15 protein-coding genes are annotated in these 21,658 nt (G+C 49.4%); all 15 read right to left on the reverse strand.

Annotation, left to right across the window (positions count from 1 at the left end; all coding sequences use genetic code 11):
* Positions 1–122 precede the first annotated feature (122 nt).
* The 15 genes from NKT06_RS17130 to fumC all read right to left on the reverse strand — a co-directional run bounded on the left by NKT06_RS17130 (position 123) and on the right by fumC (position 21,608).
* Positions 123–641, reverse strand: coding sequence for a (2Fe-2S)-binding protein (locus NKT06_RS17130; RefSeq protein ID WP_253436924.1), 519 nt, complete (start codon positions 639–641; stop codon positions 123–125).
* Positions 638–3,163 (reverse strand): molybdopterin cofactor-binding domain-containing protein, encoded by a 2,526-nt coding sequence (locus tag NKT06_RS17135; RefSeq protein WP_253436927.1) that lies wholly within the window; start codon positions 3,161–3,163, stop codon positions 638–640. The genes NKT06_RS17130 and NKT06_RS17135 overlap by 4 nt, the downstream gene beginning before the upstream one ends.
* Positions 3,164–3,195: 32 nt before the next feature.
* Positions 3,196–4,110: an FAD binding domain-containing protein gene (locus tag NKT06_RS17140; protein WP_253436931.1), complete on the reverse strand. Its 915-nt coding sequence runs from the start codon at positions 4,108–4,110 to the stop codon at positions 3,196–3,198.
* 269 nt (positions 4,111–4,379) lie between these two features.
* Positions 4,380–5,045 carry a nucleotidyltransferase family protein gene (locus NKT06_RS17145; protein ID WP_253436934.1) on the reverse strand — a complete coding sequence of 222 codons (666 nt, stop codon included), beginning with the start codon at positions 5,043–5,045 and terminating at the stop codon, positions 4,380–4,382.
* Positions 5,011–6,288, reverse strand: a complete 1,278-nt coding sequence (locus NKT06_RS17150) for an XdhC family protein (RefSeq protein ID WP_253436937.1) — start codon at positions 6,286–6,288, stop codon at positions 5,011–5,013. The genes NKT06_RS17145 and NKT06_RS17150 overlap by 35 nt, the downstream gene beginning before the upstream one ends.
* A 40-nt stretch (positions 6,289–6,328) precedes the next feature.
* On the reverse strand, positions 6,329–7,651 hold the full coding sequence (locus tag NKT06_RS17155) for a 5'-deoxyadenosine deaminase (protein WP_253436940.1): 1,323 nt from the start codon (positions 7,649–7,651) through the stop codon (positions 6,329–6,331).
* A 91-nt stretch (positions 7,652–7,742) separates the two neighbouring features.
* The gene (gene ggt, locus NKT06_RS17160; RefSeq protein ID WP_253436943.1) at positions 7,743–9,338 is read right to left on the reverse strand and encodes a gamma-glutamyltransferase; all 1,596 of its coding nucleotides are present in this window, start codon (positions 9,336–9,338) and stop codon (positions 7,743–7,745) included.
* On the reverse strand, positions 9,332–10,573 hold the full coding sequence (locus tag NKT06_RS17165) for a pyridoxal-phosphate-dependent aminotransferase family protein (RefSeq protein WP_253436946.1): 1,242 nt from the start codon (positions 10,571–10,573) through the stop codon (positions 9,332–9,334). The genes ggt and NKT06_RS17165 overlap by 7 nt, the downstream gene beginning before the upstream one ends.
* 6 nt (positions 10,574–10,579) lie before the next feature.
* A complete protein-coding gene (locus tag NKT06_RS17170; RefSeq protein ID WP_253436949.1) occupies positions 10,580–11,887 on the reverse strand; it encodes a M20 family metallo-hydrolase in 1,308 nt (435 codons plus the stop codon).
* Positions 11,884–13,287 carry an allantoinase AllB gene (gene allB, locus NKT06_RS17175; protein WP_253436953.1) on the reverse strand — a complete coding sequence of 468 codons (1,404 nt, stop codon included), beginning with the start codon at positions 13,285–13,287 and terminating at the stop codon, positions 11,884–11,886. The genes NKT06_RS17170 and allB overlap by 4 nt, the downstream gene beginning before the upstream one ends.
* Positions 13,288–13,330: 43 nt before the next feature.
* Entirely contained in the window at positions 13,331–13,708 is a 378-nt protein-coding gene (gene uraH / locus NKT06_RS17180) for a hydroxyisourate hydrolase (RefSeq protein WP_253436956.1), read from the reverse strand.
* Entirely contained in the window at positions 13,708–15,213 is a 1,506-nt protein-coding gene (gene pucL / locus NKT06_RS17185; RefSeq protein WP_253436960.1) for a factor-independent urate hydroxylase, read from the reverse strand. The genes uraH and pucL overlap by 1 nt, the downstream gene beginning before the upstream one ends.
* 239 nt (positions 15,214–15,452) lie before the next feature.
* Positions 15,453–17,075 (reverse strand): PucR family transcriptional regulator, encoded by a 1,623-nt coding sequence (locus NKT06_RS17190; protein WP_253436963.1) that lies wholly within the window; start codon positions 17,073–17,075, stop codon positions 15,453–15,455.
* 221 nt (positions 17,076–17,296) lie between these two features.
* The gene (locus NKT06_RS17195; RefSeq protein WP_253436966.1) at positions 17,297–20,041 is read right to left on the reverse strand and encodes a CHASE3 domain-containing protein; all 2,745 of its coding nucleotides are present in this window, start codon (positions 20,039–20,041) and stop codon (positions 17,297–17,299) included.
* A gap of 178 nt (positions 20,042–20,219) precedes the next feature.
* Positions 20,220–21,608 carry a class II fumarate hydratase gene (gene fumC, locus NKT06_RS17200; protein ID WP_074095411.1) on the reverse strand — a complete coding sequence of 463 codons (1,389 nt, stop codon included), beginning with the start codon at positions 21,606–21,608 and terminating at the stop codon, positions 20,220–20,222.
* Positions 21,609–21,658 lie beyond the last annotated feature (50 nt).

Below are 21,658 nucleotides of genomic sequence, written 5' to 3' on the forward strand. Positions count from 1 at the left end.
TTATATGATTGTATTTGGCAGAAAATCTAAAAAAACAAAAAAAGCATTCCTCGATCGGATGCTTTTTCAATGAATGATTCTTCAATTCTCCTTGTTATTATGTCCACGTCCAGCGTCCCGGTTCAACTAACGGTTTCCTCGGCTGATGTTTCCTTTTCCACACAGCGTTCCCCTGCCTTGCGTACCGCCCGAATAATGCCACCGTAGCCGGTACAACGACACAGATTCCCGCACAACCCCGTTTCAATCTGTTCTTGAGAAGGCTCAGGATGTGCATCCAGTAATGCCTTGGTTGAGATCACCATACCGGGAGTACAGTAGCCACACTGAAAGCCACCTTCCTCCACAAAAGCCTGTTGAATCGGATGCAGAGTGCCTTTCTCGTCCCCGTGCAGACCTTCAATCGTCGTAATGTCACTGCCATCACATTGATAAGCCATAACAAGACAGGAATTCACAGGCTCTCCATCCATCAGAACCATACATGCACCGCAGCGACCCACTTCGCAGGATACTTTGGTACCCGTTAGCTGCAAATGAGTCCGAAGCACATCGACAAGTCGGGTCGTTTGCGCGATCTCCAGATGTTTCTGCTCGCCATTCACAACGGCTGTCCAGTGATTCTCAAGTGGCTTACTCATGATGGACTCACTCCTTCCTGCAAAGGTACATTTAAAGGTCTGACCAGTTGTTCCCTCGGTACAGGAAGACGGTTAACCCATACGCCTGTCGCCTGATGAATTGCAGCTGTTATGGCCGGCGCAAGCGCAACGGAGCCTATCTCACCGATTCCCCTAGGGCCAAACGCATCACCTTCGGGTAAGTCTTCAATGGCTTCAACCTCCAGATTGGTATGAATATCCTGAATGGTTGGGATCAGATATGTGTCGAGGTTAGTGGTTACATAACGGCTGTCCTGCATGACCGCATCCTCGGTCAACGTGAATCCAAGCGCCATGACACTGCCGCCTTCAATCTGTCCGATAAAGCCCATAGGGTTGATCACCGGGCCTGCCGCTACAACATGGCGTGTATCGAGCAGCTTGGTTTCTCCGGTCAACGTATTTACTTCCACCTCTGCCGCAACCGCCGCATACGTATACAAATAATGCCCGCCTACCACATTGTCCGGCGTAGTTGGGTAATCGAACTTTGTATCAAAAATCCATTCATCGGCTTCGCCCTGCGTCACGAGTTCGGCATACGAAACCACAAAGCCTGATGAAACTCCCTCTTTCGCATGGTATGGAGATGCACCTAAACAACTTTCAGCAGTTTGATCACTTTCATTCCCAACAGCAACGATCTCAGCCACTTCAATTCTTTCAGCCTTTTCTAGTTTTCCTGCTTCTTCAGACGTTTGATTTACGTCTTCCAGAGCCAATACTACTTCCTTCTCGCTCTTTCCTGTCTCTTGCACATCTGTTTCTACTTCTGAACTTTCGGCAGGAAGCTGACCTTTGCGCCATATCCCCCCAGGTCCTGTTACCAGTTCATCTGCCGGAATGCCTGAGATTTCAGACGCAACAGCGAGAACACGGGAACGAAATGGAGACTGCAAGCGTTGAAGAGCCATCCAGGCCATCGTTGTTGAACGTGAAGCTGTGCTTGATCCGCTGTGTGGTACACGATCCGTGTCTCCAATGATGATACTGAGATCCGATGTACTGCATTGAAACAGATCACATAGCATAATTTCCAGCGTTGCAATGAGCCCTTGACCGAATTCCTCGTAGCTGAACGCCACCTCAATCTTGCCTTCGTTGTTCAAGGACAGACGGCCTCCCGCAGGGTCTGGAATGCCATAACCCAGCCCTGCACCGTGCATGGCGATGGCTGCTCCGACTCCGCGTTTGATCCACGGCGGCAGAGTAGGATCTGCCGGAGGACTCTGATGTTTTTGCCACAGTTCGGAGCGATCCAATGCCTCCCATACTTGGGACAGTCCATCCGTAACCAGAATGCGTTGATTTAGCGGTCCGGGATCATTCTTTTCCCTCATATTACGTCTGCGGAACTCCCAAGGGTCCATGTTCATGATTGCTGCAAGCCGATCCATCTGGCCTTCCATGGCAAAAATCGCCTGGTTCCCGCCAAATCCACGAAACTCACCTGACAGCCCGTTATTCGTATACACAGACACACCTTCCACATCCACATTTGGAATGGCGTATGGTCCAAGGCAATGCTCGGTACAGAAGTTCAGCACCGGTGCACCCAGTGTGGCATACGCGCCGGTATCTGCTGTAATGCGGACACGATGCGCTTGGATGATACCTTCTCGACTCATACCGGTCTGCATTTCAATCTTCATTGGGTGCCGTTTCAACCCTGCACGCACGGATTCTTTACGTGAATTATGCATTTTCACAGGACGTCCGCATCTCAAGGCCAGTAATGCACCATAGGGCTGTACGTTGAGTTCATCTTTTCCGCCAAATGAACCACCAATCGGTGAAGACACCACCCGAATATCTTCTTCAGGACAGCCAATAATGCGCGCAAGCTGCATCCGGTCTTTATAGCCATGTTGCGTTGCCGCGTATACATTCAGCCTTCCCTCTTCATCCGGGACAAACAGGCCTCCTTCTGTCTCCATGTACGCATGCATTTGGCGAGGGGTAAAATAGGTCTCTGTCACGATATGATCACACGCAGCAAAGGCTTGCTCGGCGTCTCCACGTTTGATCTCCGTCCGATGCAGCACATTACCTGGACCATGCTCATGCAGCTCTGGTGCACCGGGAGCCAATGCAGCGTCTGTGCTATTCAGCGGAGTGAGTTCCTCATACTCTATGCGAATCGCATCCAGCGCAAGTGCCGCACGTTCCGGGGAATCCGCAGCAACTGCTGCAATGGCATCCCCCACATAACGGACAATATCCTCGCAAAACACGGGCTGATCCGGGGTCGCTATGCCAAAACGATTCAGACCTGGTACATCTTTGGAGGTCAGAACCGCATAGACGCCTTCCAACGCCTCAGCTTCCGAAGTATCTATAGACAATAGGCGAGCATAAGGATATTCGCTTCGCAATACTCTGCCATGGATCATGTTAGGTAGTGTCATATCCGTCAGATATTGAAGCTGCCCTGTTACTTTGGGTGCCCCATCTGGCCGCAGATGCCAGCGTTTCCCGCTCTGTTTCCGATTCAGTAGCATGATCCCTCTCCCCTTTGCTTGATCTCATTTATCTATTCGTGAAGTGCCTCCCATAGCCCGGCGCCAAGCAGGTTGCCTGCGGTCTGTTTACGATAATCTTCCGTTGCAAATACATCGCCATAAGTCTTAAATTCGTTAGCCACAGCAGCTGCAAGAGTTGCCGCTTGCATGACAGAAGCTTCGCTACCAAGAATCTGTTGTTCCGACTCCAGAAGTCGCATCGCCATGCCTGAGCCTCCACCAGCCGCAATCGCAATCTTGGTCCAGCATTTATCCGAATTAATCTCTCCATACAACGCAACCGTCACCAGCGATGCACTGAATGTCTCCCGTCGACCCAACTTGCGGTAAAAGGAAACTTCTCGTGCAGCAGGCCTGTGCTCACTGTCCACATCAAGCAAAGAGGTCAGCCTCATCGGGATATGAATCGAGATTAATACGTCCCCTGGATTACGGCTGCCATCCGGTCCACCCTGAAGCCAGGAAGACACACTGCGGATTTCAACTCCGCTGTCCGTCAACCAGTGCAGCTCCGCATCATATACAAGCAAAGCAGTCAGTGTATCCCCTACTCCGGACACAATATTCCCGCCAATGGTTGCCACATTACGAATAGAAGGAGCAGCAATTGCATTCACCGCTTCTTGCAGAATAGGAAGTTGTTGCAGCAACGGTTGTGAAGCACAATCCTTTAATCGGGTCATTGCACCAATGACGATCTCATCTCCACGATTAGATATCCCGCTCATTTCAGGAATACGAGCCAGACTAATCATGTGTTCAGGCGCTGGAACCAAGCCGCCCTCCCACTGGGTTCGCAGCAATGTTCCGCCTGCCGTGAAACAACATATCCCCTTGAGTCTACTTCTTAACGCTTGGAGTTCTTGCAGGTTCTCAGGCTGCCATACCGATGGCAATGCTCCAGAACCGTATGCCGGTGTTACCATCGCTGCATCCCCTTTCTCTCTCTTCCTTGGGCAGGACATTCAACCGTCTGATCCAGATAATTCTTCAAATCATATGAGAGTTAAGCAGCAACGTCAATTACCTTCACATCGTTTTGGAGAAATGTATAAAACCTGCGTTCTATTTGTGCTTGATGCATTATGATCTATCAAAAGCTAACATGAAGTTTCTTTCACCACACGTGAAAAGAAGACAAACAGGCCAACCAGACTGCCTGGCTGACCTCATGTAATTAAATTATACATAGTCATTAATCTTCTCCCGTTATATAGTCTGCCTGCCCCGATTCATATACATGATTCAAAATGCGTTCCAATTCCGGTTCTGTATCCGCGTCCCAGAAACTAGTCTCAGACAGTGGTACATGTACTCCTGAATAATTAGCGCTGCGCATAATCTTGCGTGCCCCCTCATCTCCATGCAGAGACAACAGAGGACCGAACATATGGGAGCGAAAAGCAACGGGCGGCTTGCCTCCCTCACCGTCGGTAGCTGCGACATAGTCACTCAGCTTGTGGGTAGCCAGTGCTGTGGTCACCCGATTAATATCCTGCGCTTTTAATAAAGGCTGATCCCCCAGCAACATGAGAATGCCCTCCGGTTTGTACTCCATGGCCGACAATACGCCAGAATGAAGAGAACTGGCCATGCCGCAAGCATAGTCAGCACAGGCCACAATTCGAAGTCGCGCAGTTGCATGATACGCATACGTGGCAGAATCAAACCATTTTACAGGCAGCCATGCCAACGAATCTTCCGGTTTGACCACACAGACCACTTGATCCAGCTCCGAATTCAGCGCAGCTTCCAGTGACCATGCAGCCAGTGACCTCCCGTCTGGCATGACAACCGAGAGTTTATCCCGACCAAGGCGACAACTCTTACCTGCTGCCAGAACTATGCCCGTCATTCGCATGTGCAACGCTTCCCTTCTGCCCCACCTCGGAACTCAAGGAAGAAACCTTATGTTTACATGCGATCAATTCCGCTGCAATGCTGATGGCGATCTGTTCGGGACCGTCCGCCCCGATGCTCAAACCAACGGGAGAATGTACATATTTCAACGGTGGTAAACCATCCAGCAGACGGGCTGTTCGTGTTTTGGAACCCATGATGCCAAGATACGCATACTCACAGTCCACTAACATCTCCAACAGTTCACGTTCGCGGGGGAAATTGTGACTCATCAATATCAAATAATCCCCTTTGGTTACCTTAAACAGAGGCATGATCTCACATGGGAAACCCAGTACAAGTTCGGTTTCAGGGAATCGTTCCGAAGTACATAAGGACTCTCGCCAATCGGCTACCACAACACGGAATCCTGCGGACCGAGCGAGTCTGGCAACAGGAATAACATCATTCCCGGCTCCGATGATAATCAGGCGAGGTTTAGGCGTGTACAGCGAAGTGAGTTGTTGCGGAAGGTCCCAGGGATTCGTTGAAACCGCATCTTTAGTCGGTATATCAGCCTCAGAGATATGTTGTGAATCACCGGACGGAGGGGAAGAGTGAGATCCGTTTGACGTAGCAGGTACCATTTCAGGCACAAGCGTAAGGCGAGGTATATCGCGAGAATGTTGTGTTAATGCGGTATGTTCATACTTGATATTCCCACTGCTGTGTTGTACATCAACCTGCAATGAAGCTGGATTATGATTTGTCACACGATCATGAGGAGGGACGAGCGAAGGACGCAAGACTGGCTGGTGCCCTTTTTCCGTAGGCTCAATCCGTTTCCATCCATATTGAACCCTTGTGTAATCATCTTGGAACGTTCGGGTTAACACTGTTGCAGCGCCGGATTGCAAACACTCATGCATCTTCTGCAACGTAGATCGGAGTTCACCACACACTGGTTCAAGCAGCACAACAACGAGTCCGCCGCAGCCAATCGTCTCCCCCCAGGACAGATCATCCTCGGGACGCATGTCGTACTCCGCGAATTCCATCTGGTTTGTATCCAGCACATGGCTCACCCGGGCCTGAAGATCACTCTCCAGGCATCCCGGACTGATACTGCCATACATTTGGCCTTCCTCGGTCAACAGCATAGAGACTCCCTGCTTACGGTAAGCATGACCCTCTACCTTAATCGCTGTTGCGAGCACACAGCGCATTTCACGGGCTGCGATTGTACACAGATCATGCATTTCCATATCGGTCTCCATCCTTTCTGAATTGCATACGTTCCTTCGATCAGATGCGCTTCATCAATCTCGCAATGCTTTTATCCGACTCACGCAGCACAATGCCGCGATCAATCGTCTGAATCTTACGATTCTTGAGTACAATGCTGCCATCGATAATTACGGTGTCCACACAACTGCGTGTTGCAGAATAGACCACGCGTGAATAGACATCCGTCTCATAAGAAGGGTACGTGTGGAAATCATCCAGATCCAGCAGCAGCATATCTGCCTTTTTGCCCACTTCGAGACTGCCGATTTCCTTCGACAAGCCGAGCACCTCTGCACCACCCATGGTAGCCATGCGCAATACAGTCCGGGCATCCATTACCGTTGGACCATGAGGAATCTTCTGCATCAGCGCTGTGAGGCGCATCTCCTGAAACATATCCAGATTGTTGTTACACGCCGCACCATCAGCCCCGATCCCAACCGCGATCTGACGATTCAGCAGATCCGGAATATCCGCTACTCCAGAGGAAAGCTTCATATTTGATCCAGGACAGTGAGTGACTTTGACTCCGCGCTTGCGGATGATCTCTTTCTCTTCCTCACTCAGCCATACACAGTGGGCCAGCACCAATCTTGGGGTAGCCAGACCAATATGATCGAGGTATACGATGTTACGCATCCCGCGTTCGTGTTCGACCAGTTCGATCTCTCCGCGATTCTCGGAGGCATGGGTGTGGACTTTGACATGATATTTATTGGACAGATCGCGCACTTCTATCAGCAATTCCTCGGTACACGATACAACGAAGCGTGGACAAAAAGCATATTGAATGCGTCCGCCGCCAAACCCGTTCCATTTCTCCAGCAGATCCACACTTTGTTGCAGCGAAGTTGCTGTATTCTCACGCAGGGGCTCTGGAACCTCGTCTCCATGATCCATCATCACCTTGCCGGAGATGACCCGGATGCCGCTCTGTGCCATCGCTTGAAACGCCGAGTCTGTGTGATGTACCGTCTCCATATCAAGAATTGTCGTGGTTCCACTGGAGATCAATTCGCCAAGTCCGAGCATTGCCGAATAATACACGGACTCCTCATCATGCGCTGCTTCCAGCGGCCAGATACGTTGACGGAGCCAATCCATCAGTTCCAGATCATCCGCACGTCCACGGAACAAGGTCTGACACAGATGAATATGCGTCTGGATGAAGCCCGGCAGCAGCACTTTGCCGCGAGCATCAATGACCTGGTCAGCGTGAACATCGATGTGCGTTGCAATCTCCTTGATTTTGTTATCCTCGATCAACAGATCTCCAATGAACACTTCTTCCTCAGCATTCATCGTCACAAGCTGTGCGCCTTTCAGCAGGATCGTTCCCATGCCAATCTCCCCTATCCGTGTCTGTCTATATCGTTCAACTCGCTGTTATCGTGTAATTATCCAGTTGAAATTACAACTGTTCATGTAGCTGTTACCATCCAATAGCTATACCATCGCCTCTGGGGTCTGCCGCGCCACTAATCATGCCGTCCTCACGAATGACAATGCCTTGCGACTGTCCCATAATACCGTCCCAAGGTGCTCTCGCTTCAACGTTATGTCCCCACTGGGCAAGGGTTGCACATACGTCATCATGATATCGGTTCTCCACACGCATTGTATCGCCGTCTTCGCCCCAGGTACGTCCGTACACCCAACGCGGCAAGCTGATTGCTTCCTGAATGTTCAGCCCGTAATCAAGCACTCCGGTAAGCACCGATAATTGTGTCTGCGGCTGGCCTTCTCCCCCCTGTGTACCCACGAGCATATAGGGTTTGCCATCTCGTGTAACAAGGCCCGGCATGAGCGTGTGGAATGAGCGTTTGTTGGGTTCCAGAACATTGGCATCCCTCGGGTCTAAGGAGAAAAACGACCCCCGGTTCTGCATGATCACCCCCGTATCCCCTGGGACATAAGCTGCACCGAAGTCAAAATACAGGCTTTGAATGAAGGAAACGGCATTGCCTTCGCTATCAACAACCGCTGCATACGCCGTGTCCTGACCTATCGTTTTGGACAAAAACGGCTGTGCCACTGGTGGAGCAGACTGAATCTCATTCCACAATTGGTCTCCGTAATCCTTGGATAACAGATGTTCCAGCGGAATGTCTCTGAAATCCGGGTCCGTCAGATATTGGTCACGATCACGAAACGCCTTTTTTACCACTTCCGCCATCAGATGATAAAATTCCGGTGAGGTACGGGCAACCGAGGACAGATCAATATGCTCCAGCATATTTAACATCATTAGCATGGAGAAACCCTGCGAGTTGGGCGGCATCTGATGAACTTCATACCCACGATAACCCGTACTAACGGGTTTCACCCACTCGCCCTGATGACCCGCAAAGTCCGCTGGTGCAAGCATGCCCCCATCCTCACGAATAGCCGAAGTCAGACGATCCGCAAGTTCTCCTGTATAAAAAGTATCTCGCCCTTCCGTCTGAATCAGACGAATGGAGGCAGCAAGATCAGGCTGGATCAGCAGCTCACCTTCCTGCAAAAGTGTACCCAAAGGCGCAAATACCGCTCGCAGCGGTGTATGCCCCATAATGAAATCTTCATCCCTTTCCATCCACAGGCGTAAATTCCGGGATACAGGGCATCCTTTTTCCGCATACTGCGCGGCAGGTTCAAGCAACTTCTCCCACGGTAACTTACCGTACCGGGACCAGACTTCCCACCAGGCATCCACCATTCCCGGAACCGTGATGGCACTAAGCACACCGCGTTGAGGAATGGCATTCATACCCATCGCTTTGAACGTATCGGCATGAATGCCTGCGGCTGAGCGGCCACTTCCGTTATAGGCGGTAATCTCACCGCTGGCTCCGTCATGAATCAGGAAGAAGGCATCTCCTCCAAGTCCGGTCATATGCGGATATACTACACCCAGCGCTGCACTGACCGCAACAGCAGCGTCATAAGCATTCCCGCCCTGCTGGAGGATGGAGCTTCCCACTGCACTCGCCAGATAATGAGGAGTAGTAACCATGACCTCTCTGGATATTGGCATCTGATTTAACATAAAGCGCCCTCCTTCCCTGCATACACATCCAATGCCGCCTGCACCGCTTCACCGGCTGGTAATACGTAACGATGACGGAGAAGAACCGCTTCCAGCGCTCCCAGCACATGAAGTACGTTTTTGCGTTGGCAGCTGAATCCCATGGTACCGATCCGCCAGATTTGCCCTTTCAACGGTCCGAATGAACTGGCAATTTCAATGCTGAAATCGTTCAGCAACATGCTGCGCACCGACTCACCATCAATTCCTTCCGGGATAGTAATACAGGTGACCACCGGAAGTTTACTGGACATATCCCCGTACAGTTGCAGTCCCATTCCCTGAATTCCAGCGACCAACGCACGTTCATTCACCAGATGTCTCTGGAACCTGGCCTCCAATCCTTCTTGCAGCAGAATACGTAATCCTTCGTGAAGACCATAGAGCATGGAGGTGGCTTCTGTATGGTGGTTCAGCCGGGCCGAACTCCAGTAATCCTGCAATTGGCTCAGGTCAAAATAATTGCTGGCAATGGTGCGGCCTTCTGCCCGCGCACTGGTTGCGTCTCGGAGTCCGCGTTCAACGGTTTTGCGGCTCATCAGTTTCTGTTCCACACGACTGTTGTACGTGAGAGGTGCCATCCCCGAAGGAACGGACAGGCATTTCTGCGTTCCCCCCATCACCGCATCCAGATACCAGGCATCCGTCTCCACCGGAGTCCCGCCAATGGTTGCTACAGCATCCACGACGAGTAAGATATCAAGGTCGCGACAGGCTTTGCCAATCTCGGCAAGGGGCTGCATCTGACCGGTGGAAGTTTCACCGTGAACCATCGCAACCAGACTCGGTTTATGGGTATGAATCGCCTTGATCACCTCTTCCGGATCAAAGACCGTTCCCCATTCCGTTTCAAAAAAGACAACCTCGGCACCACAGCGTTCCGAGATTTCAACCAGCAGATGTCCAAATCGTCCGTAGATCGGGACGAGAACTTTGTCACCGGGCTGGATCAGACTGACCAACACCGCTTCAATGCCTGAACGGGATGTACCATCAACTGGATAACACCACTCGTTATCTGTCATATATAACTCACGCAGCATCGCCATCGTCTCGTTCATTAAGGATGTGAACTCCGGGTCAAACTGACCCAGGATCGGAAAGGATAATGCTCTGAGAACACGTGGATCAACTTCAACCGGTCCCGGGGTCATAATGGTCCGCAAGGACGGAGATAATTCTTTATAGTTGGACATCTTCATTCAACTCCCGTAACCGTATTTATAGAGTAGCCGGACCAGAACCCGAAAACCGTGCATCAGGTCTGCCTCAGCTGTATATTCAAGTGGATTATGACTGATACCGTCCTGACTCGGCACAAAAATCATGGCTGTTGGACAAGCCGGCTGAAAAATCTGCGAATCATGTCCCGCGCCGCTTGGCATTAACCAGTAGGACAACTGCTCCTGCTCACAGGTATCCTGAATGTCTGAGATCATCTCTGCATTCATAGGAATGGGCGTTACCGACAGATGTTCTTCCCAGTCCAGTCCGAGCTGCTGCTCGGCTGCGATTCGACTAAAAGCCTGAAGCATATCCTGCCAGCATCGATCAATACTCTCCTGCCGGATATGGCGGATATCCAATGAAAATACTGCCCGTGCTGCAACCACATTCCCAACACCTGGATCGGCTGTGATTCGCCCAACCGTGGCTACCAGCGGTTCTCCTGCTTCCAATGCGATATTTCTTACTGCAGTAATCATCTCGGCTGCTCCGGCAAGTGCGTCCTTGCGCCAGGACATCGGCGTCGTTCCTGCGTGATTCGCTTCCCCGCTTACGGTAATATTGAACCGCTTCTGACCTACGATATCGGATACAACTCCAATCGAATGTCCAAGGCGTTCCAGAACCTGACCTTGCTCAATGTGAAGCTCAATAAAGGCACCGTAATTTTTCGCGGCAGGTCTATATGCACTATCAGGTCCAAAACCCGCATCCCGGATCGCTTGTGCAAATGTAACGCCGTCTTGATCCTTCAAATGCTCTACATCTTCCAGAGACGTTATTCCAGTTATACTGAGTGAACCCCAATACGCAAAAGGAAAGCGACTTCCCTCTTCTTCACATAACGATACCACTTGAAGTGTGCGCTTCGGTGCTCCGAAATTCTTCTGCAAATACTCCAATGCCAGGACTCCCGCCACCACACCGTAAGCACCATCATACTTGCCACCATACACGACAGAATCAATATGTGAACCGGTCACAATTGGTAATACCTCTGCACCAGTTGTTGATTCCTCACCCTCGGCTTTGAGTGTTCCATACAGATTACCGGACTGGTCAAATTCGGGAGACAGCCCTTTCTCCTGCATTTTGGCTGCAAGGGCACCTTGTGCTTCACACCAAGCCGAGTCATACAACAGACGTGTGACGCCACCTTGTGTATCCGCACCATATGTCGACAGCCAGTCAAGCATGGCTTGCAGCTCCACCTGTTCCACACTCGGCAAAGGAAGTGGGGCATTATTTGTACCGGATGACCAGTATACTCCAGACTCCGTCATAGCGTCTCCTCCGTTCCCGCTTCGATGGGACTAGAAGAGTAAGCCGTAATGTGTTGCCCGATAGGCACAGGAGATAAACCGGATTCCGAGTTGTAAACACGCTGACCACGGCAATATACGTCTGCAATCTGACAGTTAAATGTACGTCCCACATAGGGGCTCTGTTTATGCGTATAGAGCAGATCCTTCGTGTTCAGGGTTGTGCTTTTCTCCCAGTCAATCAGGACCAGATCTGCATCCTTGCCGATCGCAATCTCTCCTTTGTTCTCCAGACCAAGCCTTCTGGCAGGCTGAAGGGAGAGCACTCTTCCGAGCAACGGGAGGTCGATATTACGCCGAAGATGTCCATCCTCCAGCATGATTAGCAGTGTGCTTTGTGCCCCGGATATGCCGCCCCAGATTTCAAAGAAGTTATCAGATTGTTTCATGGATGGCGGGCAAGGAGAATGGTCTGAGGCAATAACATCAATCAATCCCAAAGTCAGTGCATCCCATAAATGCTCCTGTTCGGAAGAGCTGCGAAGCGGTGGAGCACATTTCGCTACAGCACCCAATCGGACCACATCCTGATCGGTCAGCGTCAGATAATGAGGGCATGTCTCTGAAGTTACGTCTTGCCCACGCCGTTTGGCTGCTGCAATCAGATCTAACGCTTCCCGGGTGCTAATATGCACAAAATGCAGCGCACACCCGGTCTGTTCGCCGTATTTCAACGCTCGGGCAACCGCGACGACCTCAGCTTCCACAGGACGAGACCGGATATAATCCATCGGTTCAGTCTTTCCCTCAGCAATGCTTCTCGTAGCAAGTTCGGCAACGATGCCTTCGTCCTCTGCATGAAGTGCCAGCACACGGTTTAATGTTACAAGTTCATTCATCCCGTCCAGCAGGGTATGGTCATCAGCTCTGGCAAAGATGTCTTCCCCATCTCCACCCGGCTCGGACATAAATGCCTTGAATCCCGCAGCACCTAGCCGTGCCAGTGGAGCAAGTTCATCTCGGTTGCCGGGAACCAAACCTCCCCAGAAGGCATAATCAACATACGATTGGTCTGCCGCTGCTTTCATTTTCATTTCCCATGCTTCCGGCCTTGTGGTTGGTGGTACGCCGTTAAGCGGCATATCGACATAGGTCGTGATTCCCCCTGCGGCAAGGGCTGCCGAACCTGACCGGAATCCCTCCCAACTGGCGAGTCCGGGTTCATTGAAGTGTACATGAATGTCCACGACGCCTGGCATCACTGTAAGCCCCTCAGCTTCTATGATCCAAGTCGCTTCGCCAGCGGTCAGGCGTGTGGATATGTCTGTTATTTTTTCACCAGTAATGCCAATATCCAGTTGCTCTACCCGATCTCTCAGCACCACCCGGGCCCCCCGGATGATGGTATCAAATGTTGTCATGTGGATGACCCTCCCCCTAAATCAGAACCGGGTATGTGCATGTTCAGCTTCCCCGGTATGTACTGTAACCTCCTGGAGCAATCAATAATGGAATATGGTAATGGCTTGAGGCATCAGATACGGCAAAACGAATCGGAACAATCGTCCATAATGCCTGCCCCAGCTCCTCCAATGAACGATGTGCGTAATAACTCTCGACATGGAATTGAAGCTCATATATCGCTGGCTCCAACTTGCCTCCATCCAGCAGCGGTGCATCCAAACGCCCATCCGCATTGGTCATCGACTCAGCTACTTTTGTCTTGCTTTCCTGTTCTCCATCCCTTTTCAGGGTATACAGTTCGATCCGAACACCCGCAGCAGGGACGCCTTTGGATGTATCCAGCACATGTGTTGTAATTCGACCATCAGACATCGACATTAGACGTCACCTTCTTTCCCGGCGTCCCGGCCGTCTGTTCCCAGATCATCCCTTGTCATCGAGAAACCCTGGAATCCATAAGGTGGTCTCGGTTCGGTAAATACTTTGCCTTCTCCCTCTTTCACTTCCTCCAGCACTGTCTCCCAAGTCCGATTGTTGGATTCAAATGAAACTTCACTCAGTTGCTCAAATCGACTTAACAACCTTCGTCCAATCTGGTAGATCAGATGTTGAATGGAAGCGGATCGACACTCATGAAACACCGCAGCAGCCAAATCTCTGACCTGTTCCGCCGCTACATACCGTCCACGCTGATCATCCATGCCATCTCTCGGATCTTCATAACGCCAATTGATGTTCAGGAAAATAAATAACGGTCGATCCCATGTCTCTGGAAGAGTCGTATATTCATCCTGCATAAATCCAGCAAACTCACTGCCTTTGACCTTGATCAGTCTCAGATCGGCTACACCACTGAAATGGTTGCTGAGTTCAATCGAGTCTCCTGTTCGTTCTGCTTCCACGGCAGCCGTCGCACGATCATTCTGCGAATAACGAAATACGAGCGCACTCGGTCGATAGCTTCCTTCTAATCCAATGGGTATATCTTCAAAAGGAATCTGGTCCGCTGTCATCTGAACCTTGCTCATCTGCGGATACGTCTCCAGGAAACGACGACTTACCAGTGCAAGAAATCCTTCCACCGTTGCCCCTGTGTAATCCGCTGCGTGTTTGAGAATAAAATTTTTCATCGAATCGGTAGCGACCACCAGCGAATTATCCCCTTCTGCAAAAGAAGGCAAGAATTCATCGCCCTGCACAGCGACCTTAATGTTTAATCCAAACAGAATATTGCTGCGTCCCATAAAAGGAGATTCCGGAATGGACTGTATACCCGTCAACGGTTTGGCGTAGGAACGGTACATCCACACATCCCCTTTTCCGTAATACATAGTCCGCTGCTGCACTGCGGCTGGCTTGCTCACGAACTCATGTTCATGACCGATCTGTGCAAGCCATTGCTCCAAGCGAATGCCTGCAATCTTGAATACTTCCTTCAATGCAGTCTCGAATTCTTCTTCCCTTCCTCGGCGATGACGTTGCCTCATGGATTCGAGGATGGAGCTCGCGGTATGGCCTTTTACAGCCAATATAAAAGGAAAGCCAAACTGGCTTGTATATGCTTTGTTTAATTGTTGAAGTTCGTTGTACTGCTCTTGTGAGAGTGAATCAAGGCCTGCCCCAGCCTGCTCCTGAACGGAGTTGCTGCTCATGCTGATTCGTGCTCCAAGATCCGGGTGATTTCGAAGCAACTGCAACTTCACCTGGTCATCCGATGCCTGAACCACATTCTTCATCACTTTCATCATCTGTTCAAATGAATCGAAAGGTCGTAAAAGCCCGGAACGCTCAGCCACCCATGGTGATTCCTCAAATAAGCCGCCAAACGTATGCACGAACTGCGTGATAGACCAGTTGTTAACAAGTTTAATTAAGTCGCTCATGTTAGAACCTCCGGTCTGTTGTGGATTATTGATCTTCATTCTAAGTGTCGTTCAATGTCGCGACAACAATATTTACGCAATTTTGTAATATAACATAACATCAGAGTTGTGATTTGTTTGCTATGCACGGGAAGTTCAGCTTTTATTGTCCTTAAACATGAAAAAACCGCACTCCATCAAGGGAATGCGGTTCATGGGTCTGAGACCCAGTAGCATTGTCATCTTGCACAATGCGCGGTTTAGAGTTGCACATTGTGCGGTCTTGTAGCTGCTTTGTCCCGCACAAACTTGCGGAAGGTGAATACCAGCTTTAATTTCAGCAGATCATTCGTTTTCTTAAAGTCCATTTGCAGCAAGCTGCCGACTTTCTCCATACGATAAGTGACCGTGTTGCGATGCACAAACAGCTGCTTGGCAGCTTCATTGATCAATCCATCATTCTCGATAAAGGACTCCAATGTATTCATCAGCACCTGATTGGGATCACCGTCCCTAGCAAGGAGTGGTTCGAGTACTTTATTACAGTAGTTCTCCATGATGTTATCCGGTACATGTTGGAACACATAGGCAAATTCAAGCATTTCAAATTGCAACGCACGGTCTTTCATGCCGAACCGGCGAGCCAGTTGTCGTGTATCCAGGCACTCCTGGTACGCTTCACGGAGCGACTTGGGCTCATGTTTCATTTTGCTGATCCAGAAGCGTGGAGCCGGTGCCCCTTTTGCTTCTTGCGCTGCCAGAACATCACCGAAACGACTTAACAGAAAACTTGACAGCTCCTCTCCATAATCTCGCCCTGTTGGACAGGTATAGATGGACAGAATGCCATCTTCGATCTGAAAATGCTGTGAGGCCGTGAATTGCATCAGCGGGTTGTACTGCAATTCGCGATGAATCTGTTTAAGCAGTTTTCCCTCGGCAAACAGCGTCGGCTCAAGCGTAATGAGTACACACTGATAAGTTCCCTGGAACAGATGTACACCTTTGTTCTCACTCATGGTGGTCAATTCCTGAATGGTCATTTTGTTATCCAGATACTGTGAAAGCAGCGTACGCATCTCATCTTGAACGGTTGGATTAATATGCTCGCGATAAGTCATATCCATATAGAATGCCAATACATCGGCAGCCTGTTGGAACAGCTCCTCCTCTGCCCGAAGCGATAAGGCTGAATCGGTAAACACCAGCAATGATCCGTATTCTTCATCATTCTGCTTGATCGGTACGCGATGACAACTTCCCTGATTCCATTTCACTCGGTGCATGACCGATTTCCATGGCCAGCCCTGGGTTACAGCATCCCCTGCAATGCCTTCACTGCCATAGAGCACATGCCCACGTGAACCAATGACGGCAAGTGGATAGTTCAACACCGTGGCAAGTTCGGCAAACACATTCCGGTGTGGCTGCTGTTGCAGTGCAAACTGCATTAATTTCTTTTGCTTCTGCACAACCTCATGCAGCAATCGGTTACTGCGTTCATGTTCAGCCTTGAACAAAGCATTCATCTGGTCCGAGAAGGTGAATTGAAAAGGAAGCTCAAGCAGCGGCAAACGAAGCCGATCGGCTTCCTCGACAATGCCTTGGGGAATGGACTGCCAGAAGCGTCCCAGCTTGATGCCCAGCCCTGCACAGCCGCGTTCATTCAAGCGCCGCATCAAACGCAGTGCATCTGTTTCACTGTCTTTCATAATAAAAGCAGTGGTGAACAACATTTCTCCGGATTTGATCCAATCCGCGATATCAGGAGCGTCCATGACATTAACGGATTTCATCATCCGTGAAGTCCCTTCTCCACCCGCAACCAGTTTGGCCTCGGACAACGGGTATACCTGTAAAGCCTCTTTAACCGTAAGTTGCATGGACACTACCTCCCATATATATAACACATAATCATGTTATTTTCGTTTAAGCAGAATTATTTCTGGATTACATTCCTAATTAAATCTATATTCATCCATTTAATCTCGTTTGTTGTTAAGTATTATAACATCAATTTTCTGAATAAAGCTTACATGGCAAAAAAATAAAACCTATGACCTAATTACAGCGCACTTTCCTGTAATCGGCATAGGTTTTTAGATCAGATTTCCATGGTTTCGTGATTCATCCATAATTTCATACGGGATAACACATCTTTAATATTAAGCGGTTTGCTGAGATAGTCCGAAGCACCTGCTGCAATACATTTCTCCCGATCCTCTTTCATGGCCTTGGCTGTGAGTGCAATAATCGGAAGCTGCGTCATGCCAAGCCGTTCACGGATCTGGCGAGTCGTCTCATAACCATCCAGTTCCGGCATCATAATATCCATCATGATAATATCAGGCTTGACGCCTCCACGCTCCAACAATTCCAGACATTCGTACCCATTTTGAGCTGAAATGACATTCATGCCGTATTGTTCGAGAGCGTTAGCTAGCGCATATACATTTCGAATATCATCATCAACGACAAGCACTTGACGACCACTGAGCAACGCTTCTTCCAGGGGTGTCAATAAAACATCAGATTGTTCAGAAGTTATTGAAGGAAGCTTATGAATCTCAGGTGTAGTGCTAGCCACCTCATTCAGGAACAACCGCGATGCATTCATGCTCTCAGGTTCATCTCTTCGCAGTGGCAGGAACAACGTGAACACACTGCCATGTCCTTCACGACTTGTTGCCGAGATTGAACCCCCTAGCAAAGTTGCAAGCGATTGAGAGATAGACAGGCCAAGTCCTGTCCCGCCATATTTACGTGCCGTAGCCCCATCCGCCTGTTTGAATGCATCAAAGATCTGCAAAAGTTTGTTTTCCGCAATGCCAATCCCTGTATCACTGACAGAGAAAGCAATCACGTCGGTCTCTTGGCCATCCGCTTCCGGGTTCACCAGACTCATTTTCGAGATGGTTAAGGCAACTTCACCCTCACTGGTGAACTTGAATGCGTTTGAGAGCAGATTTCGGAGAATCTGATGCATTCTCATCTCGTCAGTCACGATGGTTTCCGGTAAAGGACTCTGGAGCTGAATTCGGAAATCTATTCTTTTCTGCTCCGCTGTTTTCAGGAAATACTGATTCATGACTTCGGGCAGACTGCTCAGATAGACATCATCAAAATCCACTTCCATCTGCCCGGCCTCTACCTTGGATAGATCCAGAATATCATTGATCAGATTCAGCAGGTCCTTGCCTGACTTGTGAATGACCGAAGCATAGTTCTGTTCTTCACTATTCAAGTGTTGGTTTTTATTCTCAGACAATATTTCGGACAGGATCAACATGCTGTTAAGCGGTGTCCGTAATTCATGGGACATGTTCGCCAGGAATTCGGATTTGTACCCCGAGCTTGTTCGTAACTGATCCGCCACAACTGCAAGTTCATTGGCTGATGTCTCAGCAGCGCTTTTTTGTATTTCCAGACGTTCATTAAGTATATGAAGCTCTTCGGTCTGCATTTGCAGTTCCTCTGTCTGAGACAGCATTTCTTCGGTCTGAGACTGAAGTTTCTCCGATTGTGCCTGTAACTCTTCATTCAGAACTTGTGACTCATCATATAATTGCTGTAATTCCATGCGAGTGACGGTCGAGTGTAAAGAAACACCAAAAATGTCCGTCAGTTCTTGCATCAGCTTCATATCATTCTCTTGCAATGGCTTCATTGAAGCAAGCTCGATGACCGCAATCGTTCTGCCTTCGAAGAGGACTGGTACTACGGTAAGAGAGGTGGCAGATGTATACCCGAGACCCGAAGAGATTCGGATATAGTTCTGGGGCAGATCATTCATGCGCAAGACTCGCTTCTCCACAGCACTTTGACCCACAAGCCCCTCACCCGGGGCGAGCGATACTTTACCGAGCGAACGTTCTTTCTCTCCATCTGCAGCATACGCAGCCACGCGCAGCAGTCGATTGTCTTTCCAGTAATACAAGACGCTATAGGGAACTTCAAACAACATGGCAATCTCGTTCAGGAACAAGCGGGACAATCCCTCCAGGTTGGTCGGGTTCTGTAAAAGTGTAGCAATGCCTGTGATCTGGTCCTTGACCCGATTCTGTTCCTGTACTTCATCCAGTAATTTGTTGGTTTCGTGGCCCAGGTCCCCCACTTCATCATGTGTCCGCACCTGAATTCGCTGCTTCAGGTTCCCACCTTTGGAGATATCACTGATGGTCTGCATAACATCTCGCAACGTTTTGACGATATTTCCGGATATCACAAGAGCCGCTGCAATCGATAATGCTGCAATAATTCCCCACAGCGTATACATAATGGTCAACAATGTGGAGCTCCGTGTGGCTAGATCGGTTACCCTTGCCTCAGTCAATGCGATCTCTGTGTTACGGAAGGTAGTAAGTTGGGAGCGTAGTAGATCCATTTCAGTTTTACCCGGATCAGTTTGAAAGAATGCAACAACTTTGGCTTGATCCTCTTGCTTTTTCAACTTTACCAACGGCTCCCCAGCAATCTCAATCCAGCGCGTAATATGAGTTTTGATGCTTTGCAGACTCTGCTGCTGCGAAGGATTGTCACTAATGAGAGCATTCAACTGATCATAGTTGGAACTCCACTGGGATAGACCTTGAGAATAAGGTTCCAAGTAACTCTCATTGCCTGTAATCATGAATCCACGCTGTCCTGTCTCCATGTTCAAGACATTTTTTTCAATCGCGTTGGTCAGATTATGTACTTCCAGATCATGATGAGAGATAAAATCATTTTCCTTCTGTAACACATTAATTTGGGCCGTAAGTACTAGCAGAACAGCTCCAAACAAAAGCACAACCACAAGATAGCCCAATAAAATTTTGGAGCGTATCGTAAATCTTCTCGTTTTTGACAACGCGGAAACCTCCAAATATATACGAATCCCATTCTATTAAATTAAAACTGGTGCATATGTAGTTTATATGTATACGTATAGTCTGACAAGCTTTAAGTTCATCGGTAAGCATAAGAAAAACGACCTACTTGTGCAGGTCGTCCTCTTCATTGATCTATATTGCTCATTTGGGCTGATTTTAGGCCTTTGGAGCGATCATTTTGGCTGGATCAACATATTGATCAAATTGCTCTTCGGTAAGCAGGCCCGTTTGTAACGTCGCCTGTTTCAAAGACAAGCCTTCTTTATGCGCAAGCTTCGCAATTTTGGCTGCATTTTCATAACCAATATGAGGGTTGAGCGCCGTAACCAGCATGAGCGAATTGTTCAGATTATGTTCAATCTGATCCAGGTTAGGCTCAATGCCTACGGCACACTTGTCATTAAACGCAATAATGGAGTCCGCCAGCAGTTGCACGGATTGCAAGAAGTTATAGATGATAACCGGTTTGAATACATTCAGTTCAAAATTACCCTGACTTGCCGCGAAACCAATCGCTGCATCATTACCCATGACCTGCGTAACCACCATCGTAATGGCCTCGCTCTGAGTTGGGTTGACTTTACCTGGCATAATGGAGCTGCCTGGCTCATTCTCCGGAATACGGATCTCGCCCAATCCACTGCGAGGGCCACTGGCCAACCAGCGGACATCATTGGCAATTTTCATCAAATCAGCTGCAAGCGCTTTAACCGCACCGTGCGCATATACAACTTCATCATGACTTGTAAGTGCGTGGAATTTGTTTGGTGCAGATACAAAATCTTTCCCCGTATGTTTGCCAATCTCCTTGGCAGTGAAGTCCCCAAAGTCCGGATGCGCATTAATGCCCGTTCCGACAGCTGTACCGCCGATCGCAAGCTCCTTCAGGTATTGTACACTTTCACGAATCATACGCTCACTCTTGCCCAGCATGGCTTCCCAACCACTGATCTCCTGGCCAAGCGTAATTGGTGTTGCATCCTGAAGGTGAGTACGTCCAATCTTGATAATATCCTTGAATGCCTCCGACTTGTCTGCAAAAGTAGCTTTTAATACCGCAATGGCCGGCAAGAGTTGATCCTCAACAGCCAGAACACCTGCGACATGCAGCGCCGTTGGGAATGTATCGTTGGAGCTCTGGGACATATTCACGTCATCATTTGGATGCAGACGCTCTTCTTTTCCCTTTTGCTCCAGCAGTTGGTTCCCCAGATTGGCAATCACTTCGTTCACGTTCATATTGGATTGCGTTCCGCTACCAGTCTGCCACACGACCAGTGGGAAATGGTCATCAATTCGGCCTGCAATAATCTCGTCTGCTGCATAAGCGATAGCATCGGACTTAGCCGCAGATAATTTACCTAATTTATGGTTACTGGCCGCAGCACTTTTTTTCAAAATGGCAAGGGCACGGATCACTTCCATCGGCATATGTTCACTGCCAATCGGGAAGTTCTCCTTGCTGCGCTGCGTCTGAGCTCCCCACAGCCTGTCGGCTGGTACTTTCATTTCGCCTAACGTATCTCTCTCAATGCGGTATTCCACTTGCTTGTCCTCCTCCAAAAAGATGGTTTGGGTCTCTACAAAGCTTGTGT

Source organism: Paenibacillus sp. 1781tsa1, from assembly GCF_024159265.1.
In the GTDB taxonomy this organism is placed as follows: domain Bacteria; phylum Bacillota; class Bacilli; order Paenibacillales; family Paenibacillaceae; genus Paenibacillus.